The organism is Mycobacterium sp. NGS68 (assembly GCF_059812195.1).
The window spans coordinates 71,049-94,477 of the sequence record NZ_JCALCE010000017.1 but is presented as its reverse complement, the minus strand read 5'-3'; the positions used below and the strand labels follow the sequence as shown (position 1 = coordinate 94,477).

Here is a 23,429-nt window from a genome sequence, read left to right as displayed (position 1 = left end):
ATTGAATCCATGGATGTCAAAGAAGTGCTGCTGCCGGGCGTCGGCCTGCGGTACGAGTTCACCAGCCACATGGGTGAGCGCATCGGCATCATCGCGCGGCGCGGCGGTGAATTCGAGATCGTCACGTATTCCCGCGACGACCCGGATCAGGCCCGACCGGTCGTCCGGCTCACCGACGAAGAGGCCGACACCGTGGCCCAGATTTTGGGCGCACCCCGGATCGCGGAACGCTTCACCGAATTGACCCGCGAAGTGCCCGGCCTGCAGGCGGGTCAGGTGCGCATCGTCCCGGGCAGCACGTTCGTAAACCGGCCGCTGGGCGACACGCAGGCCCGGACGCGCACCGGCGCGTCGATCGTCGCGATCGTGCGCGAGGAGCACGTGCTCGCCTCGCCGAGCCCGGCCGAAATCCTGCGGGACAAGGACGTGCTCATCGTGATCGGCACCGAAGAGGGCATCGCCGGCGTCGAAAAGATCCTGTACCAGGGCAGTCAGGGCTGAGCCGTGCAAGTCTCGGGGGCGCTGCTGTTTCAACTCGGAGCCCTCCTGACCGGCCTCGCGGTATTGGGCGCCGTGGCACGACGATTCGCGCTCTCGCCGATTCCGGTCTATCTGCTGGTGGGACTCGGCCTGGGCAAGGGCGGCCTCCTACCGGTGGCCGCCGCCGACGATTTCATCATGACCGGCGCGCCGATCGGCATCGTGCTACTGCTGCTCACCCTCGGACTCGAGTTCTCCGCGACCGAATTCGCCAGTAGCCTTCGGCACCACCTGCCGTCGGCGGGCGCCGACATCATCCTGAACGCGACACCCGGCGCCGTCGCGGGCTGGCTGCTGGGCCTGGACGGCGTCGCGGTCCTCGCCCTGGCCGGGGTCACCTACATCTCGTCGTCGGGGGTCATCGCGCGCCTGCTGGAGGATCTGCAGCGACTCGGCAACCGGGAAACTCCGGCGGTGCTGTCGGTGCTGGTCCTCGAGGACTTCGCGATGGCCGGCTACCTGCCGCTGTTTGCCGTGCTGGCGTCGCGCGGCAGCTGGCTGGAGGCCGTCGGCGGGATGCTGGTCGCGCTTGGCGCCCTGGCCGCGGCGTTCGTCGCGTCGTTCCGTTGGGGTCATCACGTCGGTCGGCTGGTGGAGCATCCCGACTCCGAGCAGCTGCTGCTCCGCGTCCTGGGGATCACGCTGATGGTGGCGGCGCTGGCCGAGTCCCTGCACGCGTCGGCGGCCGTCGGCGCGTTCCTGGTCGGCCTCACCCTGACGGGTGCGACCGCCGACCGGGCCCGCATGGTGCTGATCCCGCTGCGTGACCTGTTCGCCGCGGTGTTCTTCCTGGCGATCGGGCTACAGGTCGATCCCAAAGCGTTGCTGCCGATGCTGCCGGTGGCCCTGGCGCTGGCCGTGGTCACGACGGCGACGAAGGTGCTCACCGGGATGTACGCCGCCCGCCGCGACGGGGTGGCGCGCCGCGGCCAGGTGCGCGCCGGCATGGCGCTGGTTGCCCGCGGCGAGTTCTCCCTGATCATCATCGGCCTGGTCGGCACGTCGATCCCCGCGGTCGCGGCGCTGGCGACGTCGTACGTCTTCATCATGGCGATCGCGGGCCCGGTGCTGGCCCGCTACACCGGCAGCTCGCGTCCCGTGAAGTTCGTGAACTGATCAACCGATATGCAGCGCCACCACGAGCCACCGGCTGCCGCTGACCGCGCGCACCCGTTCGATGCGGCCGGCGATGGCGTGGACCCGGTCGCCGCGGCTGTAGGAGCCGAAAATTTCGGCCGCGGCCGCCGGATCGGGATGCCCGGCCGGTTGCAGCCGCAGCCGGCGCAACACCGCCGCGCCGGCCGGTTCGGTCTGGCCGGCCGAGAGCACCGAGTCCACGAGGCTCGGTGTCAACAGCGGTCGCAGCTGGGCCAGCGGGCGACGGCGGTCGATGACCTCCAGCACCCGGCGCACGGCGGCGTCGGCGAAGGCGGCCATCTCACCCATCCCCGGGCGCATCGGCGCGACGGGCGCGCTCGGCGCGACGTGCGCGACGGGCGCGCCCGGGACGCTCGGGACGCTCGGGATGCGGTGCGGCGATCGTGCGTGGGATGATTGCCGGCACTGCGCGGCGCTGCGCGGCAGACTCTGGCTTTCAGGCTCGTACTCCACGACAGGCGATACCGCGAAGGCGTCCCCGCGAGGTGGCTTCGGACTAGAAATTACGGTCAATGGGCACTCTCCAACTCAACGACTGCGCACGGGGAGCCTGCTGGAGAGTGGCAAGCAACTGATTTCTGCGAGTTCAGTTGCGGGCCATCATCGCACAACCCGGGCCGGCGCGTACCCGCGCCGCAATGCGCGCGAGAAGGCGGTTACCGTGGGCAGGACTTCGGTAGACGCGTGATGAATGACGGGAGGGATGGCGCCGCAATGGTGACCCGCTTGTCCACGGCGGACGCGTCTTTCTTTCGGTTGGAGAACACGGCCACCCCCATGTACGTCGGGTCGGTGGCCATCCTGCGCCGCCCCCGCGCCGGGTTGAGCTACGAGACGCTGCTGGCCACCGTCGAACAGCGGCTCCCGCAGATACCGCGCTACCGGCAGAAGGTCCGCGAGGTGAAGATCGGTATGGCCAGGCCGGTCTGGCTCGACGATCCGGACTTCGACATCACCTACCACATCCGGCGCTCGGCGCTGCCGTCGCCGGGCACCGACGAGCAGCTGCACGAGCTGATCGCGCGGCTGGCGGCGCGACCGCTGGACAAGTCGAGGCCGCTGTGGGAGATGTATCTCGTCGAGGGCCTGACCAAGAACCGCATCGCCCTCTACACCAAGTCGCACCAGGCGCTCATCAACGGCATGACCGCACTGGAGATCGGCCACGTCATCGCCGATCGCACCCGTCGTCCGCCGCCATTCCCGGAAGACATCTGGATCCCCGAACGCGACCCCGGCAACACGCGGCTACTGCTGGGCGCCATCGGCGACTGGGTGGTGGGACCCGGCGCACAGATGCAGGCCGTCGGGTCCGCGATCGCGGGGGCGGCAACCAGCACCGCACAGCTGGCCGACACCGGCCGTCGGGTCTTCGACGTCGCCCGCACGCTGGCGCGCGGCACCGCGCCGAGCAGTCCGCTCAACGCGACCGTCTCGCGCAACCGGCGGTTCACCGTCGCCAGTGGCAAGCTCGACGACTACCGGACCGTACGGGCGCGCTATGACTGCGACGTCAACGACGTGGTCCTCGCCGTGATCGCCGGCGCGCTGAGCAACTGGCTGATGTCGCGCGGCGAAACGGTGGCGCAGACCACGACGATTCGGGCGATGGCGCCGCTGTCGGTCTACCCCGATGACCAGCTCGACTCGACCGGGCCCGGTCAGGCGATCAGCCGGGTTACACCGTTCCTGGTCGACCTGCCGGTGGGGGAGGGCAACGCGGTGGTGCGGCTCTCGCAGATCGCCCACGCCACCGAATCGAACCCGACTGCCTCCAGTCTGGTCGACGCCAGGACCATCGTCACGTTGTCGGGTTTCGCGCCGCCCACCCTGCACGCGATGGGTATCCGGGTGGCCACCACGTTCTCGGCGCGGCAGTTCAACCTGTTGATCACCAATGCCCCGGGGGCGCAGTCGCAGATGTACGTCGCGGGCACCAAGTTGCTGGAGACCTATGCGGTGCCGCCGCTGCTGCACAACCAGGCGCTGGCGATCAGCGTCACGTCCTACAACGGCATGCTGTATTACGGGATCAACGCCGACCGCGACGCGATGGCCGACGTCGACATGCTGCCCGGCCTGTTGGGCCAGGCTCTCGACGAGCTACTCGAGGCTTCCCGATAGCCGTCCGGGCTCAAAACAGCAGCTTACGGCTACCATTCGTTGATGTGAGCACCGTGAAGAGCGACGGCTCGTCGGCCAAGCCGAAGAAGAAGAAATCGGGCGGGCCGGCCAAAGCGAAGATCTCCGACGTCGTCTACGAAGCCGAATTACTACGTCTGCAAACGGAATTCGTGAAGTTGCAGGAGTGGGTGCGGGAGTCCGGCGCGCGCGTCGTGATCCTCTTCGAGGGCCGTGACGCCGCGGGCAAGGGCGGCGCGATCAAGCGGATCACCGAGTACCTCAGCCCGCGCTTCGCCCACATCGCGGCTTTGCCGGTGCCCACCGAACGGGAACGCGGCCAGTGGTACTACCAGCGGTATATCCGCCATCTGCCCACCAAGGGAGAGATCGTGCTCTTCGACCGGTCGTGGTACAACCGCGCCGGCATCGAGAAGGTCATGGGATTCTGCACCCCACAGGAATATGTGCTGTTCCTGCGTCAGACACCGATCTTCGAGCAGATGCTGATCGACGACGGGATTCTGTTGCGCAAGTATTGGTTTTCGGTCTCCGATGCCGAACAGCTCCGCCGCTTCAAGGCGCGACAGAACGATCCGCTGCGGCAGTGGAAGCTCAGCCCAATGGACCTGGAGTCGGTCTATCGGTGGGACGATTATTCGCGCGCCAAGGACGAGATGATGGTGCACACCGACACCCCGGTCAGCCCCTGGTACGTCGTGGAATCCGATATCAAGAAGCACGCCCGGCTCAACATGATGTCGCACCTGCTTTCCACGATCGACTACCAGGACGTCGAGACGCCGAAGGTCACGCTGCCCCATCGGCCGGTCGTGAGTGCCGACTACAAACGGCCCCCGCGTGAGCTGTCGAGATATGTCGACGACTACGCCGCGACGTTGACCGGCTGATGCAGGTCTACATCCCGGCGACCCTGGCGATGCTGCGCCAGCTCGTCGCCGACGGTTCATTACGACCGGTGAACGGTACCGCGTTCGCCGTGACGCCGACGCTGCGCGAGTCCTATGCGCAGGGTGACGACGACGAGCTCGCCGAGGTGGCTTTGCAAGAGGCGGCGCTGGCGTCGCTGCGGCTGCTGGCCTCCGAAGGCGACGACGACCTGCCGCCGCGGCGCGCGGTGCTGGCCGCCGACGTCGAGCTGGGCGAATCCGGGGCCAAGTACCGTCCCGACCTCGACGACGCCGTCGTCAGGCTCGCCGAGCCGGTCGCGATCGACCAGGTCGTCGCGGCCTACGTCGACAACGCCGGCGCCGAGGCGGCCGTGACCGCAGCGATCGCCGTCATCGACGCCGCGGACCTTGGCGACGAGGACGCTGAACTGGTGGTCGGCGACGCCCAGGACCACGATCTGGCCTGGTATGCCAACCAGGAGCTGCCGTTCCTGCTGGAACTGCTGTAGTCCTGGCGCTGCCGCTTCGTGGTTGAGTCTGCGGTGAGCGGGGTCATAGCGGGTGTAAACACAGCCGGGGGCTAGCTACGGTACCGTAAGTTACGGTATCGTAGCTTATGCGGTGGGCCCGGTGTCCGCCCTGATCAGGAGCCTCCAATGAGCAGCAAAACTACGGCGATCACCGCGAATGTCGTCAAAACCACCCGTCCGACCGTCGCCGGAGCGGACCAGCATCCCGGCTGGCACGCGCTGCGCAAGATCGCCGCGCGCATCACCACGCCCCTGCTGCCCGACGACTACCTGCGTCTGGCCAATCCGCTGTGGTCCGCCCGCGAATTGCGTGGCCGCATTCTCCAGGTCCGTCGCGAGACGGAAGACTCCGCCACCCTGGTGATCAAACCGGGCTGGGGCTTCAGCTTCGACTATCAGCCCGGCCAGTACATCGGGATCGGGCTGTTGGTCGAGGGCCGCTGGCGCTGGCGGTCGTATTCGCTGACCTCGACCCCCGCCGCCCAGACCCGCGGATCGGCGCGGACCGTGACCATCACCGTCAAGGCCATGCCCGAAGGCTTCCTGTCCACCCACCTGGTGGCCGGCGTCGAGCCGGGGACCATCGTGCGACTGGCCGCGCCGCAGGGCAATTTCGTGCTGCCGGACCCGGCGCCGGCGTCGATCCTGTTCCTCACCGCCGGATCGGGTATCACCCCGGTGCTGTCGATGTTGCGAACGTTGGTGCGCCGCAATCAAATTACCGACATCGTCCACCTGCATTCGGCGCCCACCGCGGCCGACGTGATGTTCGCCGACGAACTGAACGCGCTCGATGCCGGGCATGACGGCTACCGGTTGCGGGTGCGTGAGACCCGCACGCAGGGACGGCTCGACCTGTCCCGGCTGGACGCGGAGGTGCCGGACTGGCGTGAACGGCAGACCTGGGCCTGCGGCCCGGAGGGCCTACTCAACCAGGCCGAGAAGGTGTGGGCCACCGCGGGCGTAGGCGACCAGCTGCACCTGGAGCGGTTCGCGGTGTCGCGGGCGGCACCCGCTGGGGCCGGGGGGACAGTCACCTTCGCGCGCAGCGGCAGGAGCGTGGCCGCCGACGCCGCGACGTCGGTGATGGACGCCGGCGAGGGGGCAGGTGTGCAGATGCCGTTCGGTTGCCGGATGGGTATCTGTCAATCGTGCGTGGTCGAATTGGTCGACGGGCACGTCCGTGACCTGCGCACCGGCCAGGAGCACGAGCCCGGCAGCCGCATCCAGACCTGCGTGTCCGCGGCCTCCGGCGATTGCGTCGTCAACATTTAACGCTACTGACTAGTAACTTACGGAATCGTAGGTTACGATGGCGTAGGTCCGGTAAGTATTCATCGACCGCAGGGAGAAGACGATGGCGATCACAGACGTCGACGTATTCGCACACCTGACAGACGCCGACATTGAGAACCTGGCCGTGGAGCTGGACGCTATCCGCCAGGACATCGAAGACTCACGCGGTGAGCGGGACGCCCGCTACATCCACCGCACCATCGCCGCGCAACGCGCACTCGAGCTCTCCGGCCGGCTGCTGCTGGCCGCCAGCTCACGCCGCTCGGCCTGGTGGGCAGGCGCCGCGACGCTCGGCGTGGCCAAGATCATCGAGAACATGGAGATCGGCCACAACGTCATGCACGGCCAGTGGGACTGGATGAACGACCCGGAGATTCACTCCTCGACATGGGAGTGGGACATGTCCGGGTCGTCCAAGCACTGGCGCTACACGCACAACTTCGTGCACCACAAGTACACCAACATCCTCGGGATGGACGACGACGTCGGCTACGGCATGCTGCGCGTCACTCGCGACCAGCGTTGGAAGCGCTTCAACATCCTCAATCTGGTCTGGAACTCGTTGCTGGCGTTGCTCTTTGAGTGGGGCGTCGGCATGCAGCATGTGGAGATCGGCAAGATTCTCAAGAAGCGGATGGACCACACGGAGGCCCGCGAGCGCATCGACGAGTTCCTGTCCAAGGCCGGTCGCCAGGTGCTCAAGGACTATGTGGCCTTTCCCGCGCTGACCGCACTGTCGCCGGGCGCCACCTACCGGTCCACCCTGACGGCCAACGCGACGGCCAACGTGATCCGCAACGTGTGGGCCAACGCGGTGATCTTCTGCGGCCATTTCCCCGATGGCGCAGAGAAATTCACCAAGACCGACATGATCGGCGAAACCAAGGGCCAGTGGTACCTGCGGCAGATGCTGGGCAGCGCCAACTTCGACGCCGGGCCCACACTGCGGTTCATGAGCGGCAACCTGTGCCACCAGATCGAGCACCACCTGTATCCCGACCTGCCCAGCAACCGGCTGCACGAGATCTCGGTGCGGGTGCGCGCGGTGTGCGACAAGTACGACTTGCCTTACACCACAGGCTCATTCCTGGTTCAATACGGGAAGACCTGGCGCACGCTGGCGAAGCTGTCGTTGCCGAACAAGTACCTCCTCGACAACGCCGACGACGCGCCGGAGACCCGCAGCGAGCGGATGTTCGCCGAGCTGGGTCCGGAGTTCGGGGCCATCGACCCGGTGACCGGCCGCCGGCGCGGCCTGAAGTCCGCGATCGCGGCCGTGCGGGGCTGGCGGCGCGCCAAGCGTGTGGCGGCCGAGACCGTCAGCGACGCCGACGATCTGGCGGCCTGACGGCGGCCTAACGGTCCCGTCGCGGAGCTTCGGCTTTCTTTCGGCCCGCGAGGGCGCTCAAATTGTCGTTTCGGCCCGCGAGGGCGCTCAAATTGGCGGAAATTCGGCCGGATGCCTGGATTTTGGGGCCGCTCGCGGGGGTTGGCCCGTCGCTCGCGGGGCCGGGTCGGCGTTTCGGCCCGCGAGGGCGCTCAAATTGTCGGATATTCGGCCGTACGCGTGGATTTTGGGGTCGCTCGCGGGGCCGCAGCCCGTCGCTCGCGGGGGTCGGGCCGGCGTTTCGGCCCGCGAGGGCGCTCAAATTGTCGTTTCGGCCCGCGAGGGCGCTCAAATTGGCGGAAATTCGGCCGTATGCGTGGATTTTGGGGTCGCTCGCGGGGCCGCAGCCCGTCGCTCGCTGGGCCGGGTCGGCGTTTCGGCCCGCGAGGGCGCTCAAATTGTCGGAAATTTGGCCGTATGCCTGGATTTTGGGGCCGCTCGCGGGGGTTGGCCCGTCGCTCGCGGGGCCGTGTCGGCGTTTCGGCCCGCGAGGGCGCTCAAATTGTCGTTTCGGCCCGCGAGGGCGCTCAAATTGTCGGAAATTCGGCCGTACGCGTGGATTTTGGGGTCGCTCGCGGGGCCGCAGCCCGCCACTCGCGGGCGCCGCAGCCCGCCGCTCGAGGGGTCGCAGCCCGTCGCTCGCGGGGGCAGCCGGCCGCTCGCGGGGGCAGCCCGCCGCTCGCGGGGCAGCCGGCCGCTCGCGGGGCAGCCCGTCGCTCGCGGGGGCAGCTCGTACCTCCCGGCGGGTAGCCCGTCGCGGGCAGGCCGTCACTCGCGGTGCGGGCCACGGGCGCACTACGTTCGGCGCAGTCGACCCGGGCTCTCGGCGATACTGGTCTGCGTGGAGGTGTTCGCGGGAAAGCAGGTCTCGCACTGGGATTTCCCGCGGAGTACGGCCAGCGTCGCGTTGATGGCCGAATTCGGTCGCCGCAGCGGGCTTGCCCCGGCGGACGTGCTCAGCGGGTCAGGCCTGTCGGAGGCGGACCTGCGCGACCACACCCGGATGATCGCCGGACGCCAAGAGCTGGCGGTCGCGACCAACCTGGTGAACCTGCTGGGCGACGCGGCCGACCTGGGCGTTCGGGTGGGGGAGAGCTATCACGTCGGGGCCTTCGGCATCTTCGGCTTCGCCTGCCTGACCAGTTCGACGCTGGGCGATGCCGTCCGCTTCGCGGCCCGGTTCTACGAACTGAGCTACGGGTTCTGCCTGCCGACCGTCATCGTGGCGGGTCCGGTGGCGGAGTTGCAGCTCGACCTGCCTGACTTGACCGGCCCGGTAGCGGAGTTTCTGGTGCGGCGCGACCTGGCGGCAATGGCCCGGGTCATGGCGGAGCTGCTGGGCAGCCCAATCCCCTTCAGCGCGATCGAGTTCGCGGGTCCCGCGCCGGCGTCGGGTGACGCGGCGGCGTGCGAGGCGTTCGGCGTGACACCGGCCTACGACTCCCCGGCCAATGTGGCGCGCTGGCCGGCGGCGCTGCTGGACAACCGGCTGCCGCAGGCCAGCGACATGAGCGTGATGATGTGCGAACAGCAGTGCAGCGCACTGTTGGAACGGCGGCGCCAGCGCACCGGCGTCGCGCGGCGCGTCCGCGAGCGACTGGCGTCGATCGACGGCGAACCCCACACGATCGGGGCCGTCGCCCGGCAGCTGGCGATGAGCGAGCGGACCCTGCGTCGGCGCCTGGCCGAGGAGAACACGACCTTCCGCGAACTGCTCGACGAGGTGCACCGGGTCCTCGCGGAGGAGCTGTTGGCAACGGGTGCGCTCTCGGTGGACGACGTCGCATTGCGGCTGGGCTATGCCGAGGCGACGAGTTTCATCGCCGCGTTCAAACGGTGGACGGGCACGACGCCCGCCCGCTACCAGCGTTCGGCGGCGCCGCGCTCACGGTTAATGGCGGTCTGAAAAGGCTCCTTGGCCGGAATTATGGATTTGCCGTCCGCAATGGACTACCGGCGACACGTCCGCCTGCATACCGTCTGAGGTATGACTTCCACGACTCGCCCCCGCGTGCTGGTGATCGGGGCCGGCTTCGGCGGCCTCGCCGCGGCCTACGAGCTGTCCAGGGATGGCCTCGCCGACGTGACGGTGCTGGAGAAGGCCGGCGACATCGGAGGCGTCTGGCGCGAGAACACCTACCCGGGTGCCGCGTGCGACGTCCCGTCGAACCTGTACTCCTACTCGTTTGCCCGCAAGACCGACTGGGGCCGGCGATACGCCGAGCAGCCCGACATCCTCGGCTACATCCACGACACCGCCGACCGGTTCGGCCTGCGCGATCTGGTGCGGACCGGCGTCGAGGTCACCTGCGCCGAGTACGACGACGGCAGCGCCACCTGGCGGGTGACGACCTCGTCGGGCGAAGTCCTCGAGGCCGACGTCCTGGTGCCCGCGGTGGGCCAGCTGTCGCGGCCGTCGTACCCGAACATCCCGGGGCTTGACACGTTCGCCGGCCCCTCCTTCCATTCGGCCGAGTGGCGCCACGACGTCGACCTGACCGGCAAGCGCGTCGCGGTGCTGGGCACCGGCGCGTCGGCGATCCAGTTCGTCCCGCGGATCCGCGAGACCGCGGGGCGGGTCACCGTCTTTCAGCGCTCGGCGCCCTATGTCGTGCCGAAGCTGGACCGCGCCTACACCGACCGGCACCACGCGGCATTCAAGAAGGTGCCGGGTTTCGCCGCGGCCATGCGCGGGACGATCTGGGAGACGACGGAGCTGCTGGGCTTCGCGTTGACCAAGGCGGCCCCGCTCGCCCGGGTGCTGCATGCCCTCGCGATGTCAAACCTGAAGCGCCACATCAAAGATCCGGTGCTGCGGGCGAAGTTGACTCCCGACTACCCGATCGGCTGCAAGCGCGTGCTGTTCAGCAGCGAGTGGTACCCGGCGCTGGCCGCCGACAACGTCGACGTCGTGACCGACGCGATCGAAGAGGTGACGCCGACGGGCGTGCGCACCGGCGACGGCACGCTGCACGAGGTGGACGTCATCATCTACGGCACCGGATTCAAGGCCACCGAATTCCTGGCCCCGATGACGATCACCGGCCGCGGCGGCCGCGACCTGCATGCCGAGTGGGCGGAGGGTGCGCGCGCTCATCTCGGCATGGCGGTGCCGGGCTTCCCGAACATGTTCCTGATCTACGGCCCGAACACCAACCTGGGCAGCAGCTCGATCATCCTGATGATGGAGCAGCAGGCCGGTTACATCCGCCAGCTCGTCGAGGAACTCGCCCGCCGCGGTGGGGGCCGCGCCTTCGAGGTCCGGCGTTCCGTCGAGCAGGCCTACGACGCGGAGGTCCAGGCCCGCCTCGAGAAGGGCGTATGGAGCAGCTGCGACTCCTGGTATCGCACGGCTTCCGGCCGGGTAACCACGAACTGGCCCGGGCTGGTCCACGAGTACCAGCGCCGCACCCGGACCGCCGTCCTCGAGGACTTCCAGGAGGTGTCGCGTGACTCGAGCCTCGTTTGACTATGACGTGCTGGTCATCGGATCCGGCTTCGGCGGCAGCGTCACCGCACTGCGCCTGACCGAAAAGGGTTACCGGGTAGGCGTTCTCGAGGCGGGCCGACGCTTTCGCGACCAGGACTTCGCGAAGAACAGCTGGCACGTCCGCGATTACCTGTTCCAGCCCGCCCTCGGCTGTTACGGCATTCAACGCATCGACGTGCTGACCGACGCGGTCGTGCTCAGCGGCGCTGGGGTGGGCGGGGGCTCGCTCGTCTACGCAAACACGCTGTACCAGCCCAGCGACGGCTTCTTCGCCGACCCGCGCTGGAGCGCCATCACCGACTGGCGCGACGAGCTTGCGCCCTGGTACGACCAGGCCAAGCGGATGCTCGGCGTCGAGACCTATCCGCGGACCACGCCCTCGGACAAGGTGATGCTGCAGATCGCCACCGACCTCGGAGTCGCCGACACGTTTCACGCCACCCCGGTCGGCGTGTGCTTCACCGGCGCCGACGGCCAGCTCGCCGCGCCGGGCGCACCGGTCGGCGACCCGTACTTCGGCGGGGCCGGCCCGGAACGCAACGCGTGCCTGCATTGCGGCGAATGCATGACGGGATGTCGGCACAACGCCAAGAACACGCTGGTCAAGAACTACCTCTACCTGGCCGAGCGACTGGGCGCGACGATCCACCCGCTGACCACGGTCGTCGACGTGCGGCCCCGTCCCGACGGCGGGTACGACGTGGCGACGCGCCGTACCGGGGGCAAACTGCGCCGGCGTCGTCGTACATTCACCGCAGAGCAGGTGGTGTTCTCCGCCGCCGCGCTCGGCACCCAGAGGCTACTGCACCGGCTGCGCGACGGCGGCAGCCTGACGCACATTTCACCCAAGCTCGGGGAGCTGTCGCGGACCAATTCCGAGGCGATCCTGGCCGTGCGCGCGCGCCGCGACGACGTGGACTATTCCGAGGGCGTGGCCATCACGTCCTCCATCCACCCGGACAGCCACACCCACGTCGAGCCCTGCCGCTACGGCCACGACTCCAACCTGATGGGACTGATGGGCACCGTTCTGGTCGACGGCCTCGACGGTCTCACCGAGAAGGGGCGCTGGCGGACGGGGTTGAAAGAGCTTGTGCGGCAACGCCGAGACCTGCGCCGCCTGCTCAACCCCAGGCGCTGGTCGGAGCAGACCATCCCGCTGCTGGTGATGCAGACCCACGACAACTCGCTCACCACCTACACCCGCCGGGGGTTGTTCGGGCGGCGCATGAAATCCCGTCAGGGCGTGGGCGAACCGAACCCGACCTGGATTCCGGTCGGCCACGAGGTCGCCCGGCGCGCGGCCGAACACCTGGACGGGATCGCCGGCGGGGCCTGGGCGGATCTGGCGGACATCCCGATGACGGGACACTTCATCGGCGGCTGCGTGATCGCCGAAACAGCGGACGCCGGCGTGGTGGACCCCTATCACCGGATGCACGGGCACCCGGGGCTGCACGTCATCGACGGCTCCACGATCACCGCGAACCTGGGCGTCAACCCGTCGCTCACGATCACCGCGCTGGCCGAGCGTGCCACGTCGCTGTGGCCCAACAAGGGCGAGCCGGACCCGCGGCCGCCGCTGGGCTCGTCCTACGTGCGGATTTCTCCCGTGGCCCCGGTCCACCCCGCCGTGCCGGCGAACGCGCCCGGGGCATTGCGGCCGCTGGACGTCGTCGGGGACGTGCTTGCCTAATGGGTCCCGTCATCATCGAATGTGCTATCAACGGCGTCACGTCGAAGGCGTCCAATCCCCATGTGCCGGTCGAACCGTCGGAGATCACCGCGGATGCCCTCGCCTGCATCGAGGCGGGCGCCGCGATCATCCACAACCACATCGACCTCTTCGGCGTCAGCGTGGAGCAGGCCGCCGAGCGGTACCTCGAGGCATGGCGGCCCATCCTTGCGGCTCGGCCCGACGCCCTGCTCTACCCGACGGTCCACTTCGGCGAGGGCTTTTCGATTTCTTACGAGCACCTCGTCCCGCTCGCCGCGGCCGGGCTGCGTGTGGGCCTGACCGACCCCGGGTCGGTCAATCTGGGCGGCACCGACGCCGACGGCCTACCCACGGGAAATCTGGTCTACAGCAACTCGTTTCAAACGATCGGCCGTGCCTTCGAGATCTGCCGCCAAGCGGGCCTGGGGCCCAGCCTGGCCATCTACGAACCCGGCTTCCTGCGGACCGCGCTGGCCTGGTGGCGGGCCGGTCGCCTGCCCCGAGGCGCCATGATCAAGCTCTACTTCTCCACCGAAGGCGGTTACCTGGGAGCGCCCTTCGGGCTGCCTCCGACGGAGCGCGCACTGGACGCCTACCTGGAAATCCTTGACGGATGCGATATCCCGTGGGCCGTCTCCGTCGTCGGCGGCGACCTGTGCGCCAACACGATTGCCGGGCTCGCGCTCGAACGCGGCGGGCACCTGCACCTGGGACTCGAGTTCTACCGCGGCGACCGCCGGCCGACCAACGTCGACTTGGTGACCGAGGCCGTGACCCTGTGCAGACAGCTTGGCCGCACCGTCGCCACACCCGACGAGGCCGCACAGATTCTCGGGCTGCCGTCGGCGCAGAACTCCTGAGCGGCTATGCGCCGAAGGCGATGGGGATGCTGGTCGGCCCGCTCAGTCCGAACAGATGCTTGGTAGTGGCGCACTTAGCAAGTGCCGCTGGGAATCCCGCGCGTGGGTGCGGTCTCTTGGGTCGGCATCGACTGGGGGTAGGGCACCCGATACGGGATGCCCGTCGGAACCCCCGTCACCGGATTCGGGTTTACCCCCACCGTCCCCAACCACACATTGGGTACGCACTGCGGCAGTTTCGGAAGCGCGGCAAGCCCTGGATGGTCCAGCTTGGGTATCGACGGGTTCGGCGGAGCGGCGAAGTTGAACGCCGACGTTAGGTCGCCCACCGTGCCGTTGCGCCAGTCGGTGAGATTGGGAACCGGCACGCCAAACCGCTTACTGATGAACTTCAGTTGTGAGGTGTGGTCGAACACGTCGTGATTCATGAGCGGCCCGCGACTGTAGGGAGAAATGACGAAGCACGGGACGCGGAAGCCCAAGCCGATGGGTCCGCGTATTCCCCCGGATCCCGCGACACTATTGATGTCGGGCACGGTGAGGTATTCGCCGGGGGTTCCGGGCGGCGGGGTGGGCGGCACTACATGGTCGAAGAAGCCGCCATTTTCGTCGTACGCGACGATCAACGCGGTCTTTTCCCAGACCGCCGGATTGGATAGCAAAATTCTGAGCAGGTTCACGATGGTGACGGCACCGACGGCCGGCGGAAATGCCGGATGTTCCGACTCGATAGTGTTCGGCACGATCCAGGAAACCTGCGGCAGTTTATTCGCCTTGACGTCGGCAACGAAGTCGTTGGGGTATGTCGGGGCGATGCCGAAGCGCGCCAGATCGGAGCGGGGATCTTGGGCTTGCTTGAAATACATCATGATTCGGTCGTAGGTGTAGTTGAAGTACGCACTCCCGATGGCACCCAGGCTCTTGTTGCGATACAGCTTCCAGCTGACGCCGGCGGCGCTGAGGTTCTGCGGCATGGTGGTCCAGCTGAATTGACCGATTGGCTCGAACGTGGGGCTGGTGAGCTGTGGCCCGCCCTGCGATCCGTCGGCGCCGAGGTTGGCTCCGATCCAATACAGCCTGTTCGGCAGGGTGGGGCCCAAGACCGAACAAAAGTACCGGTCACAGATGGTGAACGTGTCGGCCAGCAGGTAATGGACCGGAATGTCCTTGCGCGTGTGGTAACCCATCACCACGGGGACGTTGCCCGCAATCGGGCTGTTGCCGACCTGCGCGGGCAGCCAGTTGTCGTTTGCGCCCCCGTTCCAGGAATTGTGCATGCCCTTCCAGGAGTGGTCGGGGTCGTTAAGGCATTCGCCGTCGACCAGTGGGCCCCTGGTCGTGTCGAAGCGAAACGGCATTGTGATGCCGGCGGGGTCAACTTTCTGCGTCTGCGGGTTCCACCCTTTTTGCTGGAATAGCGGCGAAGGTGTATTGAATCCATCAGTGCCGGAGAGCGTTCCGAAGTAGTGGTCGAATGATCGGTTCTCCTGTAGGAACAACACGATATGTTCGATGTCGCTCAGATGACCGCTGCATGGCCCGGCTCCGTAAGCCTTTTCGATAACGGGCCCGGCGAACGACATCAATGCTCCGGTGGTGGCGGCGACGCTTTGTGTCAGAAACCTTCGGCGGGGCATCCCGCGGCCGATCGGGCTTACCCGCAACACCGTGCCTTTCCGTCGCTGATAGTCGTTCAAGTTATCAATGCGACGGCGAATATTTGACACACGCCGATCAGCGTGTCGACCCGGATTCCGAACTCTCGAGTTAATAAGAGAGAAACTGTCAATACTTGTGGATCGGGGTGCGACGTCCGCGCCGTTCAATTCCCCCTTGCTTGTGCCGTCTGGTTCGCGACGACTCGTGGTCGTGGAGGGTGCGTGGTGCGATTACGGCCAGTCGGGGAATTAAGCGGAGTCTTGCCGGCGCCCTCGCATCGGCTGCGGCCCCTAGTCGCTGATCACCTTGGTCGCCAACGCCGCGAGCTTCGCATCGAGTTCTTCTGCGGCATTGAGCAGTTCGGGATTGTCTTCGACCACCATGAGTGACGACGGCTTGACGTAGGTCAGGCTGCTGCCGTCGGGCTCGTCCTTCAGCAGCAGCTCGACCGGGGCGAACAGACCCGCCGTCACGTCGTGCCGCAGCATCGTGATCGCTATCAGTGGATTGCCGAGGATGACGCGCAGGACCTTGCGATCGATGCCGGCCTTCGCGATCCAGCCGCCGTGGTCGAGCAGCCCGAAAAGCATGAATCCGCTTGGGCCGACGTGGGTTTCCACCGCGGACCGGTAGGACTCCCAGTCGTCGTAGCGCTGGGCGAAGGAATCGATCGGGACGGGCTGCACGCCGATGTCGGCCAGCAGCGCGGCCACAAGGTCGTCATAGTTCTTGGCGCTGTCATGGCGAACCCGCACGCCCTCGAACGGTGTCTCCGTCATGACAGCCGTTCGATGATCGTGGCGTTGGCCATGCCGCCGCCCTCGCACATCGTCTGCAGCCCGTACCGGCCGTCGCGCTGCTCCAAGGCGTTGACCAAGGTCGCCATGATGCGCGCGCCGCTGGCGCCCAGCGGGTGGCCGATCGCGATGGCCCCGCCATGCACGTTGGTCTTGGCAAGATCGGCGCCGGTATCGGCGGCCCATGCCAGCACGACGGGGGCGAACGCCTCGTTCACCTCGAACAGGTCGATGTCGGCCAGCGTCAATCCCGCTCGTCGGAGCACCTTTTCGGTCGCGGGGATGACGCCGGTCAGCATGTAGAGGGGGTCGGAGCCGACCGCCGTCGCGGTGTGGATGCGCGCCAGCGGGCGCAGGCCGAGCTTCGCCGCGACGTCGCTGCTGGTGATCAGCACGGCGGCGCTGCCGTCGGACAGCGGGGACGAGTTGCCCGGCGTGATCGACCAGTTGATCTGCGGGAAGCGCGCCGCCGTCGCCTCGCTGTAGAACGCAGGCTGCAGCCCGGCCAGCGTCTCGACCGTCGTTCCGGGACGGATGATCTCGTCGTGCGACAGCCCGGCGATCGGGGCTAGTTCGTCGTCGAACCGCCCGTCCTTGGTGGCCGCGGCGGCCTTTTCGTGGCTGGCCGCGGAGAACTCGTCGAGCTGGGCGCGCGAGAGGCGCCACTTCGCGGCGATCAGCTCGGCGCTGACGCCCTGCGGCACCAGGCCGTCGGGATAGCGCGCAGTCATGTCGTTGCCGAACGGGTTGCTGCCAGGCAGGACCGAGGTGCCCATCGGGACGCGGCTCATCGATTCCACGCCGCCGGCGATCACCAGGTCATACGCACCGGCGACCACGCCCTGCGCGGCGAAGCTGATCGCCTGCTGACTGCTGCCGCACTGCCGGTCGACCGTGGTGCCGGGCACCGACTCGGGGAAACCCGCGCCCAGCAACGCATTACGGGCGATATTGACGGCCTGGTCACCGACCTGGGTGACGGCGCCGGCGATGACGTCGTCGATCTGGGCCGGGTCGACTCCGGCGCGGGCCACCAGTTCGCGCAGGCTGTGCGCGAGCAGGTCGGCGGGCAGCACGTCGTGCAGGGCGCCGTTGGCCTTGCCCTTGCCGATCGGGGTGCGGACAGCGCCGACGATCACGGCGTCTCGGGTCATGGCTCCTCCTCGAAGCTGAGTATTGACTGCTATACCCAGCTATAACACCTAGGTATAGTCAAAGCAACCCAGACGGGAGAGTGATCCGCATGACAATGCTGCAGGGCCGGTTGGCCGACCGCGATGCGTGGTCGGCGGTCGGGGAGTGTGCGATCGAGAAGACGATGACGGTGGTCGGCACCAAGTCCGCGATGCTGATCATGCGCGAGGCGTACTACGGCACCACCCGATTCGACGACTTCGCCCGGCGGGTGGGCATCACCAAGGCCGCCGCCTCGGCGCGCCTGGCCGAGTTGGTCGACATCGGGCTGCTGCGCCGCCAGCCCTACCGGGAGCCCGGCCAGCGCAGCCGCGACGAGTATGTGCTGACCGACGCCGGCATCGAGTTCATGCCGGTGGTCTGGGCGATGTTCCAGTGGGGGCAGCGTCACCTGCCGGGGCGGCATCGCCTGCGTCTGACGCATCTGGGCTGCGGGGCCGACGCAGACGTCGAGATCCGCTGTGCCGAAGGGCATTTGGTACCGCCGGACGAGCTCGGCATGCGGCTGGTCAAGCCTCGCTGACAGCCACACAATGCCATGCGTACGCCCTAGCTTCGCGCAATCAGCCTGCGTGTCCGGCGTTTCCAGGTTGGCCGTCTGCGCCGTTGGCGCCGTGTTCGCCCGGAACGCTGCCGCCGCCGGCGGCGCCACCCAGACCGCCGGCGCCCGCCGCACCACCCGCCCCGCCCGCTCCCGCCGCCCCGGCGCCACCGCTGTTGCCGGCGGTGCCGAACAGCAACCCGCCCGCACCGCCAGAACCGGCCAGGGCGCCGCCGGCTCCGCCGTTGCCGCCGGTGCCCCCGTTGCCACCCGCGCCGCCTTCGCGACCCCAGCCGCCCCGGCCGAGTGTGTTGGACGAGTCGTAGCCGTCGGCGCCTGCGCCGCCGGCACCGCCCGCGCCTCCGGCACCGCCCGCGCCACCGGCCCCAGCGGTTCCACCGTTGCCGCCGTTGCCGCCGTTGCCGATCAGTCCGGCGCTACCGCCATTGCCCCCCGCGCCGCCGAGAGCGCCATCGCCGCCGACGCCCAGAGCGTCGCCTCCGACGCCGCCGTGACCTCCCCACCCGCCCCGGGCCTCGAGGCTGAGGCTCGGGTCGGTGCTGGTGGTGGACACGGCACCGCCGGAACCGCCGTTGCCGCCGGCACCGCCGGGAGCTGCGGCTCCACCGGCGCCGCCGGTGCCGCCCGCACCCCCGGCGCCGCCGTTACCGACGAACTTGCCGCCGTCACCGCCGTTGCCGCCGGCGCCGCCGAAGCCCGAGGCGTTTCCGCCGTTGATGGTGCTGTCAGCGCCACTGCCGCCGTGGCCACCCCGTCCGCCGACGACGCTGGCCGCGCCTCCGGTCGCCTCGCCTCCGAGACCGCCGTTGCCTCCGGCGCCGCCGTTGCCGAGGGCGTTGCCCGCGTCCCCGCCGAAGCCGCCGTTGCTGTAACCGTTGGCCGAGCTGGCGCTGCCGCCTAGGCCGCCGTCGCCGCCGTTGGCCCCCGCGGTGCCACGTCCACCCCAGCCGCCGCTCGCGGTGCCGTGACCGGTGACCGTCGCGGTACCACCGGTTCCGCCGTTGCCGCCGGACACCGTGGTGTCACCAAGACCGCCACTTTGGCCGTAGCCGGCTTGTGCATCGCCCTCAGCGGTAACGGAGGTGCCCACGTCGCCGTCGCCGGCCGTGCCTGTCGGTGCGGGATTGACGCCGTTTGCGCCGGCCATGCCGGTGCCGCCCTTGCCGCCCGCGCCGCCGTCGCCAAACCAGAATGCATTGCCGCCATCTCCGCCGGTGCCGGCAAGGCCGCCGTTGATTCCGGCCGTCGCGGTGCCGCCTTGGCCGCCGTTGCCGCCGCTACCGAACAGCAATCCGCCCGTGCCCCCTCGGCCGCCGGACGCGCCCGCGCCACCGGCTCCGCCGTTGCCGCCGTTGCCGATCAGCCCGGCGCTGCCACCCGCTCCGCCGGGCTGGCCCGGTGCACCCGTGCCGCCGGCTCCACCGTTGCCGATCAGCAATCCGCCCGCACCGCCGGCTTGGCCCTGACCACCGGTGGTGCCGTTTCCGATCAGCGGACGCCCCAAGAGCGCCTGCGTCGGTGCATTGATCACGTTCAGCAATCCCTGCAGCGGGGAAGCATTTTCCGTCTCGGCGGCAGCGTAACCGACCGCGCCGGAGATCAGGGTCTGCACAAAGCGGTCGTGGAAAGCTGCCGCCTGAGCGCTGAGAGCTTGATAACTCAGACCGTGCGTGTTGAACAGTTTCGCAATCGCTACCGACACTTCGTCTTCAGCTGCGGCCAGCATTCCGGTGATGGCAGGAGCGGCAACGACATTCGCCGCTGTGACTGTCGATCCGATCCCGGCCATGTCGGCGCCCGCGGTCGTGAGCAGCTCTGGTGTTGCGATCACATATGACATCAGCCAACCTCCGATGAACGTGGCGTGTCGATCCCTGGCGATTAGCCGATCATGGCCTAGGCTCATGCGCTCTGTGCAGCAAAAAATGTGCGACACGCACGGCTTAGGTTGCGTGCGAATGCATTTCGCGATGGTTGCACGTACTCGAAGTGAGATTGCCGCCGGCAGTTGCGCAACCGCACGGTTTCTCGACAGAGGTGAGCGCCCCTGCGCCGTCGGCGCGAGCGGACACGTAATGCCGGTCACCGCGGCATGGTGCCGTACGTTCGCGCTCGGCAGAGGCCGAGCCGGGTCACTGCTCGCTGAGCGCGGCCAGCAGTCGCCGGGCGGCCGCGACCCGCCGCTCGGCGGGACCGGTGAGTGCGTCGAGCGCGCACTCGGGGTCGGCCGGCGGACCCAGGTGCCCGCAGCCGCGCGGGCAGTCCTCGATCGCCTCGGCCAGGTCGTTGAACGCCATGATCACGTCGTCGGGCTCGATGTGGGCCAACCCGAACGAGCGGATGCCGGGGGTGTCGATCACCCAGCCGCCGGCGTCCAGCGGCAGGGCCACGGACTGCGTCGAGGTGTGCCGGCCGCGGCCGATGTCGGTGACCTCACCGACGGCCCGGTCCGCCTCGGGCACAAGGCGATTCACCAGCGTCGACTTGCCGACGCCCGAATGCCCCAGCAGCACGGTGATCTTGTCGTCCAGCAGATCCGCGACGGCGAGCAGCGGATCGTCGACGCCGGCCGCGACCACCGTCAGGTCCAGGTCTACGAACTGTTCGGCGAACGGTTCGGGCGGGGCGAGGTCCGTCTTGGTCAGGCACAGGATCGGCGTGAGGCCGCCGGCGTAGGCGGCGATCAGCGTGCGGTCGACCAGGCCGGTGCGCGGCGGCGGGTCGGCCAGTGCCACCACGATCAGCAGCTGGTCGGCGTTGGCGACCACCACCCGCTCGGTGGGATCGGTGTCATCGGCGGTGCGCCGCAACACCGTTCGCCGCGGTCCACGGCGAACGATGCGGGCCAGGGTGTCGGTGCGGCCGGACAGGTCGCCGACGATGTCGACGTCGTCGCCGACGACGATCGGCGTGCGACCGAGCTCGCGCGCCCGCATGGCGGTGACTCGGCGGTCGGGGTCCCCGCCCAGCACGCAGCCCCAGCGGCCGCGATCGACGCTGACCACCATGGCGGTCTCGGCGTCGGCGTGCTGCGGGCGGGTCTTGGTGCGGGGTCGTGAACCCCTGCCGGAGCGGATCTTGACGTCGGACTCGTCGTAGTCGCCAGGCCTCAAGTGCCGAGCACCATTTCGGTCCACAGTTGCGGGAACTCCGGCAGCGTCTTGGTGGTGGCGCCGATGTCGTCCACCTCGACGCCGGCCACCCGCAGCCCGACGATCGCGCCGGCCATCGCCATCCGGTGATCGGCGTAGGCGCGCCAGGTGCCGGGACCCAGCGGCGTCGCGGTGATCACCAAGCCGTCCGCGGTTTCGCGGCAGTCGCCGCCCAGGCGGTTGATCTCCGTACTCAGCGCGGCGAGCCGGTCGGTTTCGTGGCCGCGCAGATGGGCGATGCCGCTCAGTCGCGACACCGAGCCTGGCGTGGCCAGGGCCGCCAGCGCCGCCACCGTCGGGGTGAGCTCGCCGACGTCGCGCAGGTCGACGGCGAAGCCGTCATAGGCGACGCCGCGCACCTCGAACCCTGAATCGGTATGGCTGACAACGGCATTCAGCTTACCCAGGATCTCCAGGATGTGGTCGGCGGGCTGCACGCTGGCGGCGGGCCAGCCCGTGATGCGCACGGTGCCGCCGGTGACCACGGCCGCGGACAGGAAGGCGACGGCGTTCGTCAGGTCGGGCTCGACGTCCCAGTGCCGGGCGCGGACCGGGCCCGGCCGCACCCGCCATTGGTTGCGGGCGGAGTCGTCGACCTCGACGCCCCCTTGCCGCAGCATCGCGACCGTCATCGCGATGTGAGGCGCCGACGGCAGCGTGGCGCCGGTGTGTTGCACGGTCAGGCCCTCGGTGAACGACGGCCCACACAGCAACAGGCCCGACACGAATTGCGACGACGCCGATGCGTCGATTGCTACCGTGCCCCCGGCGACCGACCCGCTGCCAGCCACCCGGAACGGCAACCCGGTGCCGTCGATCGCGACACCGAGCCCGCGCAGCGCGTCCAGCAGCGGTGCGATGGGCCGGGCCCGGGCCTGCTCGTCGCCGTCGAAGGTGACCGGGACGGCGCTCAGCGCGGCCAGCGGCGGCACGAAACGCAGGACCGTGCCGGCCAGGCCGCAGTCCACCCGGGCGTCGGGGCCCGGCCGGATTTGGCCGCTGATTGTGAGGTCGGAGCCGTCGCCGTCGACGCGCAGGCCCAGCGTCAGCAGGGCGCCGATCATCAGGTCGGTGTCCCGGCTGCGCAGCGCGCCCGAGACCGTCGACGTGCCCTGCCCCTGCGCGGCCGACAGGCCCGCGAGCACCAGCGCCCGGTTGGTCTGCGATTTCGAGCCCGGGACGGTCACGGTCGCGTGTACCGGCGCCGACGCGGTCGGTGCCGTCCATGTGCTCACCGCACCATCATGGCTTGTCGGACCGCTCTGCCACCATGGGAGGCATGTGTGGACGGTTTGCGGTGACGACTGATCCGGCCCTGCTGGCCGAGAAGATCAAGGCGATCGATGAAACTACAGCGGCTATGGACGCTCGGGCGTCCGAGCCGAACTACAACGTCGCCCCCACCACGAGCATCGCAACCGTAGTGACCCGCCACGACGAGCCCGACGACGAGGCCACCCGCCGGGTGCGGCTGATGCGTTGGGGGCTGCTGCCGCCCTGGGTGAAGGCCGGTCCGGACGGCGCGCCGGACACCAAAGGCCCGCTGCTGATCAACGCCCGCGCCGACAAGGTGGCCACGTCGCCGGCGTTCCGGACCTCGGCGAAGAGCAAGCGCTGCCTGGTGCCGATGGACGGCTGGTACGAATGGCGGGCCAATTCGGAGCAGAAGTCGCCGAAGACGCCGTACTTCATGCACCGCGACGACGGTGAGCCGCTGTTCATGGCGGGGCTGTGGTCGGTGTGGAAGGCGGACAAGCAGGCCGACCCGCTGCTGAGCTGCACGATCATCACCACCGACGCGGTGGGCGAGCTGGCGCAGATCCACGACCGGATGCCGCTGATCCTGGCCGAGGAGGACTGGGATGCCTGGCTGAATCCCGACGCGCCGCTCGACACCGCGCTGCTGGCCCGCCCGCCGGATGTGCACGGCATCGACGTGCGCGAAGTGTCGCGGCTGGTCAACAGCATTCGCAACAACGGGCCCGAGCTGTTGGAGCCCGCCGAGCCGGAGCCCGAGCAGATCACCCTGCTCTGACTTATTCGTCGCCGACAACT

20 protein-coding genes are annotated in these 23,429 nt (G+C 68.6%); 13 read left to right on the top strand and 7 right to left on the bottom strand.

From position 1 onward, the window contains the following. Positions 1-9 precede the first annotated feature (9 nt). Together AC5Y5V_RS19265 and AC5Y5V_RS19260 are read left to right on the top strand one after the other, a co-directional pair. Complete coding sequence (locus AC5Y5V_RS19265) at positions 10-501, top strand: cation:proton antiporter regulatory subunit (protein ID WP_499938533.1); 492 nt, start codon at positions 10-12, stop codon at positions 499-501. A gap of 3 nt (positions 502-504) precedes the next feature. Then, positions 505-1,656 carry a cation:proton antiporter gene (locus tag AC5Y5V_RS19260; protein ID WP_499938531.1) on the top strand — a complete coding sequence of 384 codons (1,152 nt, stop codon included), beginning with the start codon at positions 505-507 and terminating at the stop codon, positions 1,654-1,656. Here AC5Y5V_RS19260 and AC5Y5V_RS19255 read toward each other — a convergent pair whose 3' ends face one another. Further along, positions 1,657-2,211: an Rv3235 family protein gene (locus tag AC5Y5V_RS19255; protein ID WP_499938529.1), complete on the bottom strand. Its 555-nt coding sequence runs from the start codon at positions 2,209-2,211 to the stop codon at positions 1,657-1,659. 201 nt (positions 2,212-2,412) lie between these two features. Here AC5Y5V_RS19255 and AC5Y5V_RS19250 point away from each other — a divergent pair, with 201 nt between their 5' ends. The 9 genes from AC5Y5V_RS19250 to AC5Y5V_RS19210 all read left to right on the top strand — a co-directional run bounded on the left by AC5Y5V_RS19250 (position 2,413) and on the right by AC5Y5V_RS19210 (position 14,010). Continuing rightward, the gene (locus tag AC5Y5V_RS19250) at positions 2,413-3,822 is read left to right on the top strand and encodes a WS/DGAT/MGAT family O-acyltransferase (RefSeq protein ID WP_499938527.1); all 1,410 of its coding nucleotides are present in this window, start codon (positions 2,413-2,415) and stop codon (positions 3,820-3,822) included. Positions 3,823-3,866: 44 nt separating this feature from the next. Further along, positions 3,867-4,730 carry a polyphosphate kinase 2 gene (ppk2, locus tag AC5Y5V_RS19245; RefSeq protein ID WP_499938525.1) on the top strand — a complete coding sequence of 288 codons (864 nt, stop codon included), beginning with the start codon at positions 3,867-3,869 and terminating at the stop codon, positions 4,728-4,730. Continuing rightward, a complete protein-coding gene (locus tag AC5Y5V_RS19240) occupies positions 4,727-5,239 on the top strand; it encodes a DUF6912 family protein (protein WP_499938614.1) in 513 nt (170 codons plus the stop codon). Before ppk2 ends, AC5Y5V_RS19240 begins: the two co-directional genes overlap by 4 nt. 147 nt (positions 5,240-5,386) lie before the next feature. Beyond that, positions 5,387-6,535, top strand: a complete 1,149-nt coding sequence (locus AC5Y5V_RS19235; RefSeq protein WP_499938523.1) for a ferredoxin reductase — start codon at positions 5,387-5,389, stop codon at positions 6,533-6,535. A gap of 82 nt (positions 6,536-6,617) precedes the next feature. Beyond that, entirely contained in the window at positions 6,618-7,904 is a 1,287-nt protein-coding gene (locus tag AC5Y5V_RS19230) for a fatty acid desaturase family protein (RefSeq protein ID WP_499938521.1), read from the top strand. A gap of 880 nt (positions 7,905-8,784) precedes the next feature. Then, positions 8,785-9,849 carry an AraC family transcriptional regulator gene (locus AC5Y5V_RS19225; protein WP_499938519.1) on the top strand — a complete coding sequence of 355 codons (1,065 nt, stop codon included), beginning with the start codon at positions 8,785-8,787 and terminating at the stop codon, positions 9,847-9,849. Between the two features lie 81 nt (positions 9,850-9,930). Next, entirely contained in the window at positions 9,931-11,412 is a 1,482-nt protein-coding gene (locus tag AC5Y5V_RS19220) for a flavin-containing monooxygenase (protein WP_499938517.1), read from the top strand. Continuing rightward, positions 11,393-13,129 (top strand): GMC oxidoreductase, encoded by a 1,737-nt coding sequence (locus AC5Y5V_RS19215; RefSeq protein WP_499938514.1) that lies wholly within the window; start codon positions 11,393-11,395, stop codon positions 13,127-13,129. Before AC5Y5V_RS19220 ends, AC5Y5V_RS19215 begins: the two co-directional genes overlap by 20 nt. Continuing rightward, complete coding sequence (locus AC5Y5V_RS19210) at positions 13,129-14,010, top strand: beta-keto acid cleavage family enzyme (protein ID WP_499938510.1); 882 nt, start codon at positions 13,129-13,131, stop codon at positions 14,008-14,010. The genes AC5Y5V_RS19215 and AC5Y5V_RS19210 overlap by 1 nt, the downstream gene beginning before the upstream one ends. Before the next feature lie 74 nt (positions 14,011-14,084). Here AC5Y5V_RS19210 and AC5Y5V_RS19205 read toward each other — a convergent pair whose 3' ends face one another. The 3 genes from AC5Y5V_RS19205 to AC5Y5V_RS19195 all read right to left on the bottom strand — a co-directional run bounded on the left by AC5Y5V_RS19205 (position 14,085) and on the right by AC5Y5V_RS19195 (position 17,620). Then, complete coding sequence (locus AC5Y5V_RS19205) at positions 14,085-15,647, bottom strand: phospholipase C (protein WP_499938612.1); 1,563 nt, start codon at positions 15,645-15,647, stop codon at positions 14,085-14,087. Between the two features lie 312 nt (positions 15,648-15,959). Further along, positions 15,960-16,448, bottom strand: a complete 489-nt coding sequence (locus AC5Y5V_RS19200; protein WP_499938508.1) for a DUF302 domain-containing protein — start codon at positions 16,446-16,448, stop codon at positions 15,960-15,962. Beyond that, positions 16,445-17,620 carry a thiolase family protein gene (locus AC5Y5V_RS19195; protein ID WP_499938505.1) on the bottom strand — a complete coding sequence of 392 codons (1,176 nt, stop codon included), beginning with the start codon at positions 17,618-17,620 and terminating at the stop codon, positions 16,445-16,447. Before AC5Y5V_RS19195 ends, AC5Y5V_RS19200 begins: the two co-directional genes overlap by 4 nt. A gap of 89 nt (positions 17,621-17,709) precedes the next feature. Between AC5Y5V_RS19195 and AC5Y5V_RS19190 the strand changes: the two genes are divergently transcribed. Further along, positions 17,710-18,183: a winged helix-turn-helix transcriptional regulator gene (locus tag AC5Y5V_RS19190; RefSeq protein ID WP_499938501.1), complete on the top strand. Its 474-nt coding sequence runs from the start codon at positions 17,710-17,712 to the stop codon at positions 18,181-18,183. Between the two features lie 40 nt (positions 18,184-18,223). Here the strand turns inward: AC5Y5V_RS19190 and AC5Y5V_RS19185 are convergent, their stop codons facing one another. From AC5Y5V_RS19185 to aroA, 3 genes are all read right to left on the bottom strand, one after another. Beyond that, positions 18,224-20,062: a PE family protein gene (locus AC5Y5V_RS19185; RefSeq protein WP_499938497.1), complete on the bottom strand. Its 1,839-nt coding sequence runs from the start codon at positions 20,060-20,062 to the stop codon at positions 18,224-18,226. A 292-nt stretch (positions 20,063-20,354) separates the two neighbouring features. Next, positions 20,355-21,335, bottom strand: a complete 981-nt coding sequence (gene rsgA / locus AC5Y5V_RS19180) for a ribosome small subunit-dependent GTPase A (protein ID WP_499938495.1) — start codon at positions 21,333-21,335, stop codon at positions 20,355-20,357. Beyond that, entirely contained in the window at positions 21,332-22,609 is a 1,278-nt protein-coding gene (gene aroA / locus AC5Y5V_RS19175) for a 3-phosphoshikimate 1-carboxyvinyltransferase (protein ID WP_499938493.1), read from the bottom strand. The genes rsgA and aroA overlap by 4 nt, the downstream gene beginning before the upstream one ends. 44 nt (positions 22,610-22,653) lie before the next feature. Between aroA and AC5Y5V_RS19170 the strand changes: the two genes are divergently transcribed. Next, positions 22,654-23,409 carry an SOS response-associated peptidase gene (locus AC5Y5V_RS19170; RefSeq protein ID WP_499938491.1) on the top strand — a complete coding sequence of 252 codons (756 nt, stop codon included), beginning with the start codon at positions 22,654-22,656 and terminating at the stop codon, positions 23,407-23,409. Positions 23,410-23,429 lie beyond the last annotated feature (20 nt).

Excerpts from the sequence above, each read along its gene's own strand:
- AC5Y5V_RS19265 (WP_499938533.1), top strand. The coding sequence starts at position 10 with ATGGATGTCAAAGAAGTGCTGCTGCCGGGCGTCGGCCTGCGGTACGAG.
- AC5Y5V_RS19250 (WP_499938527.1), top strand. The coding sequence starts at position 2,413 with ATGGTGACCCGCTTGTCCACGGCGGACGCGTCTTTCTTTCGGTTGGAG.
- AC5Y5V_RS19235 (WP_499938523.1), top strand. The coding sequence starts at position 5,387 with ATGAGCAGCAAAACTACGGCGATCACCGCGAATGTCGTCAAAACCACC.
- AC5Y5V_RS19230 (WP_499938521.1), top strand. The coding sequence starts at position 6,618 with ATGGCGATCACAGACGTCGACGTATTCGCACACCTGACAGACGCCGAC.
- AC5Y5V_RS19220 (WP_499938517.1), top strand. The coding sequence starts at position 9,931 with ATGACTTCCACGACTCGCCCCCGCGTGCTGGTGATCGGGGCCGGCTTC.
- AC5Y5V_RS19210 (WP_499938510.1), top strand. The coding sequence starts at position 13,129 with ATGGGTCCCGTCATCATCGAATGTGCTATCAACGGCGTCACGTCGAAG.
- AC5Y5V_RS19205 (WP_499938612.1), bottom strand. The coding sequence starts at position 15,647 with ATGCCCCGCCGAAGGTTTCTGACACAAAGCGTCGCCGCCACCACCGGA.
- AC5Y5V_RS19200 (WP_499938508.1), bottom strand. The coding sequence starts at position 16,448 with ATGACGGAGACACCGTTCGAGGGCGTGCGGGTTCGCCATGACAGCGCC.
- AC5Y5V_RS19195 (WP_499938505.1), bottom strand. The coding sequence starts at position 17,620 with ATGACCCGAGACGCCGTGATCGTCGGCGCTGTCCGCACCCCGATCGGC.
- AC5Y5V_RS19190 (WP_499938501.1), top strand. The coding sequence starts at position 17,710 with ATGACAATGCTGCAGGGCCGGTTGGCCGACCGCGATGCGTGGTCGGCG.
- AC5Y5V_RS19185 (WP_499938497.1), bottom strand. The coding sequence starts at position 20,062 with ATGTCATATGTGATCGCAACACCAGAGCTGCTCACGACCGCGGGCGCC.
- AC5Y5V_RS19170 (WP_499938491.1), top strand. The coding sequence starts at position 22,654 with ATGTGTGGACGGTTTGCGGTGACGACTGATCCGGCCCTGCTGGCCGAG.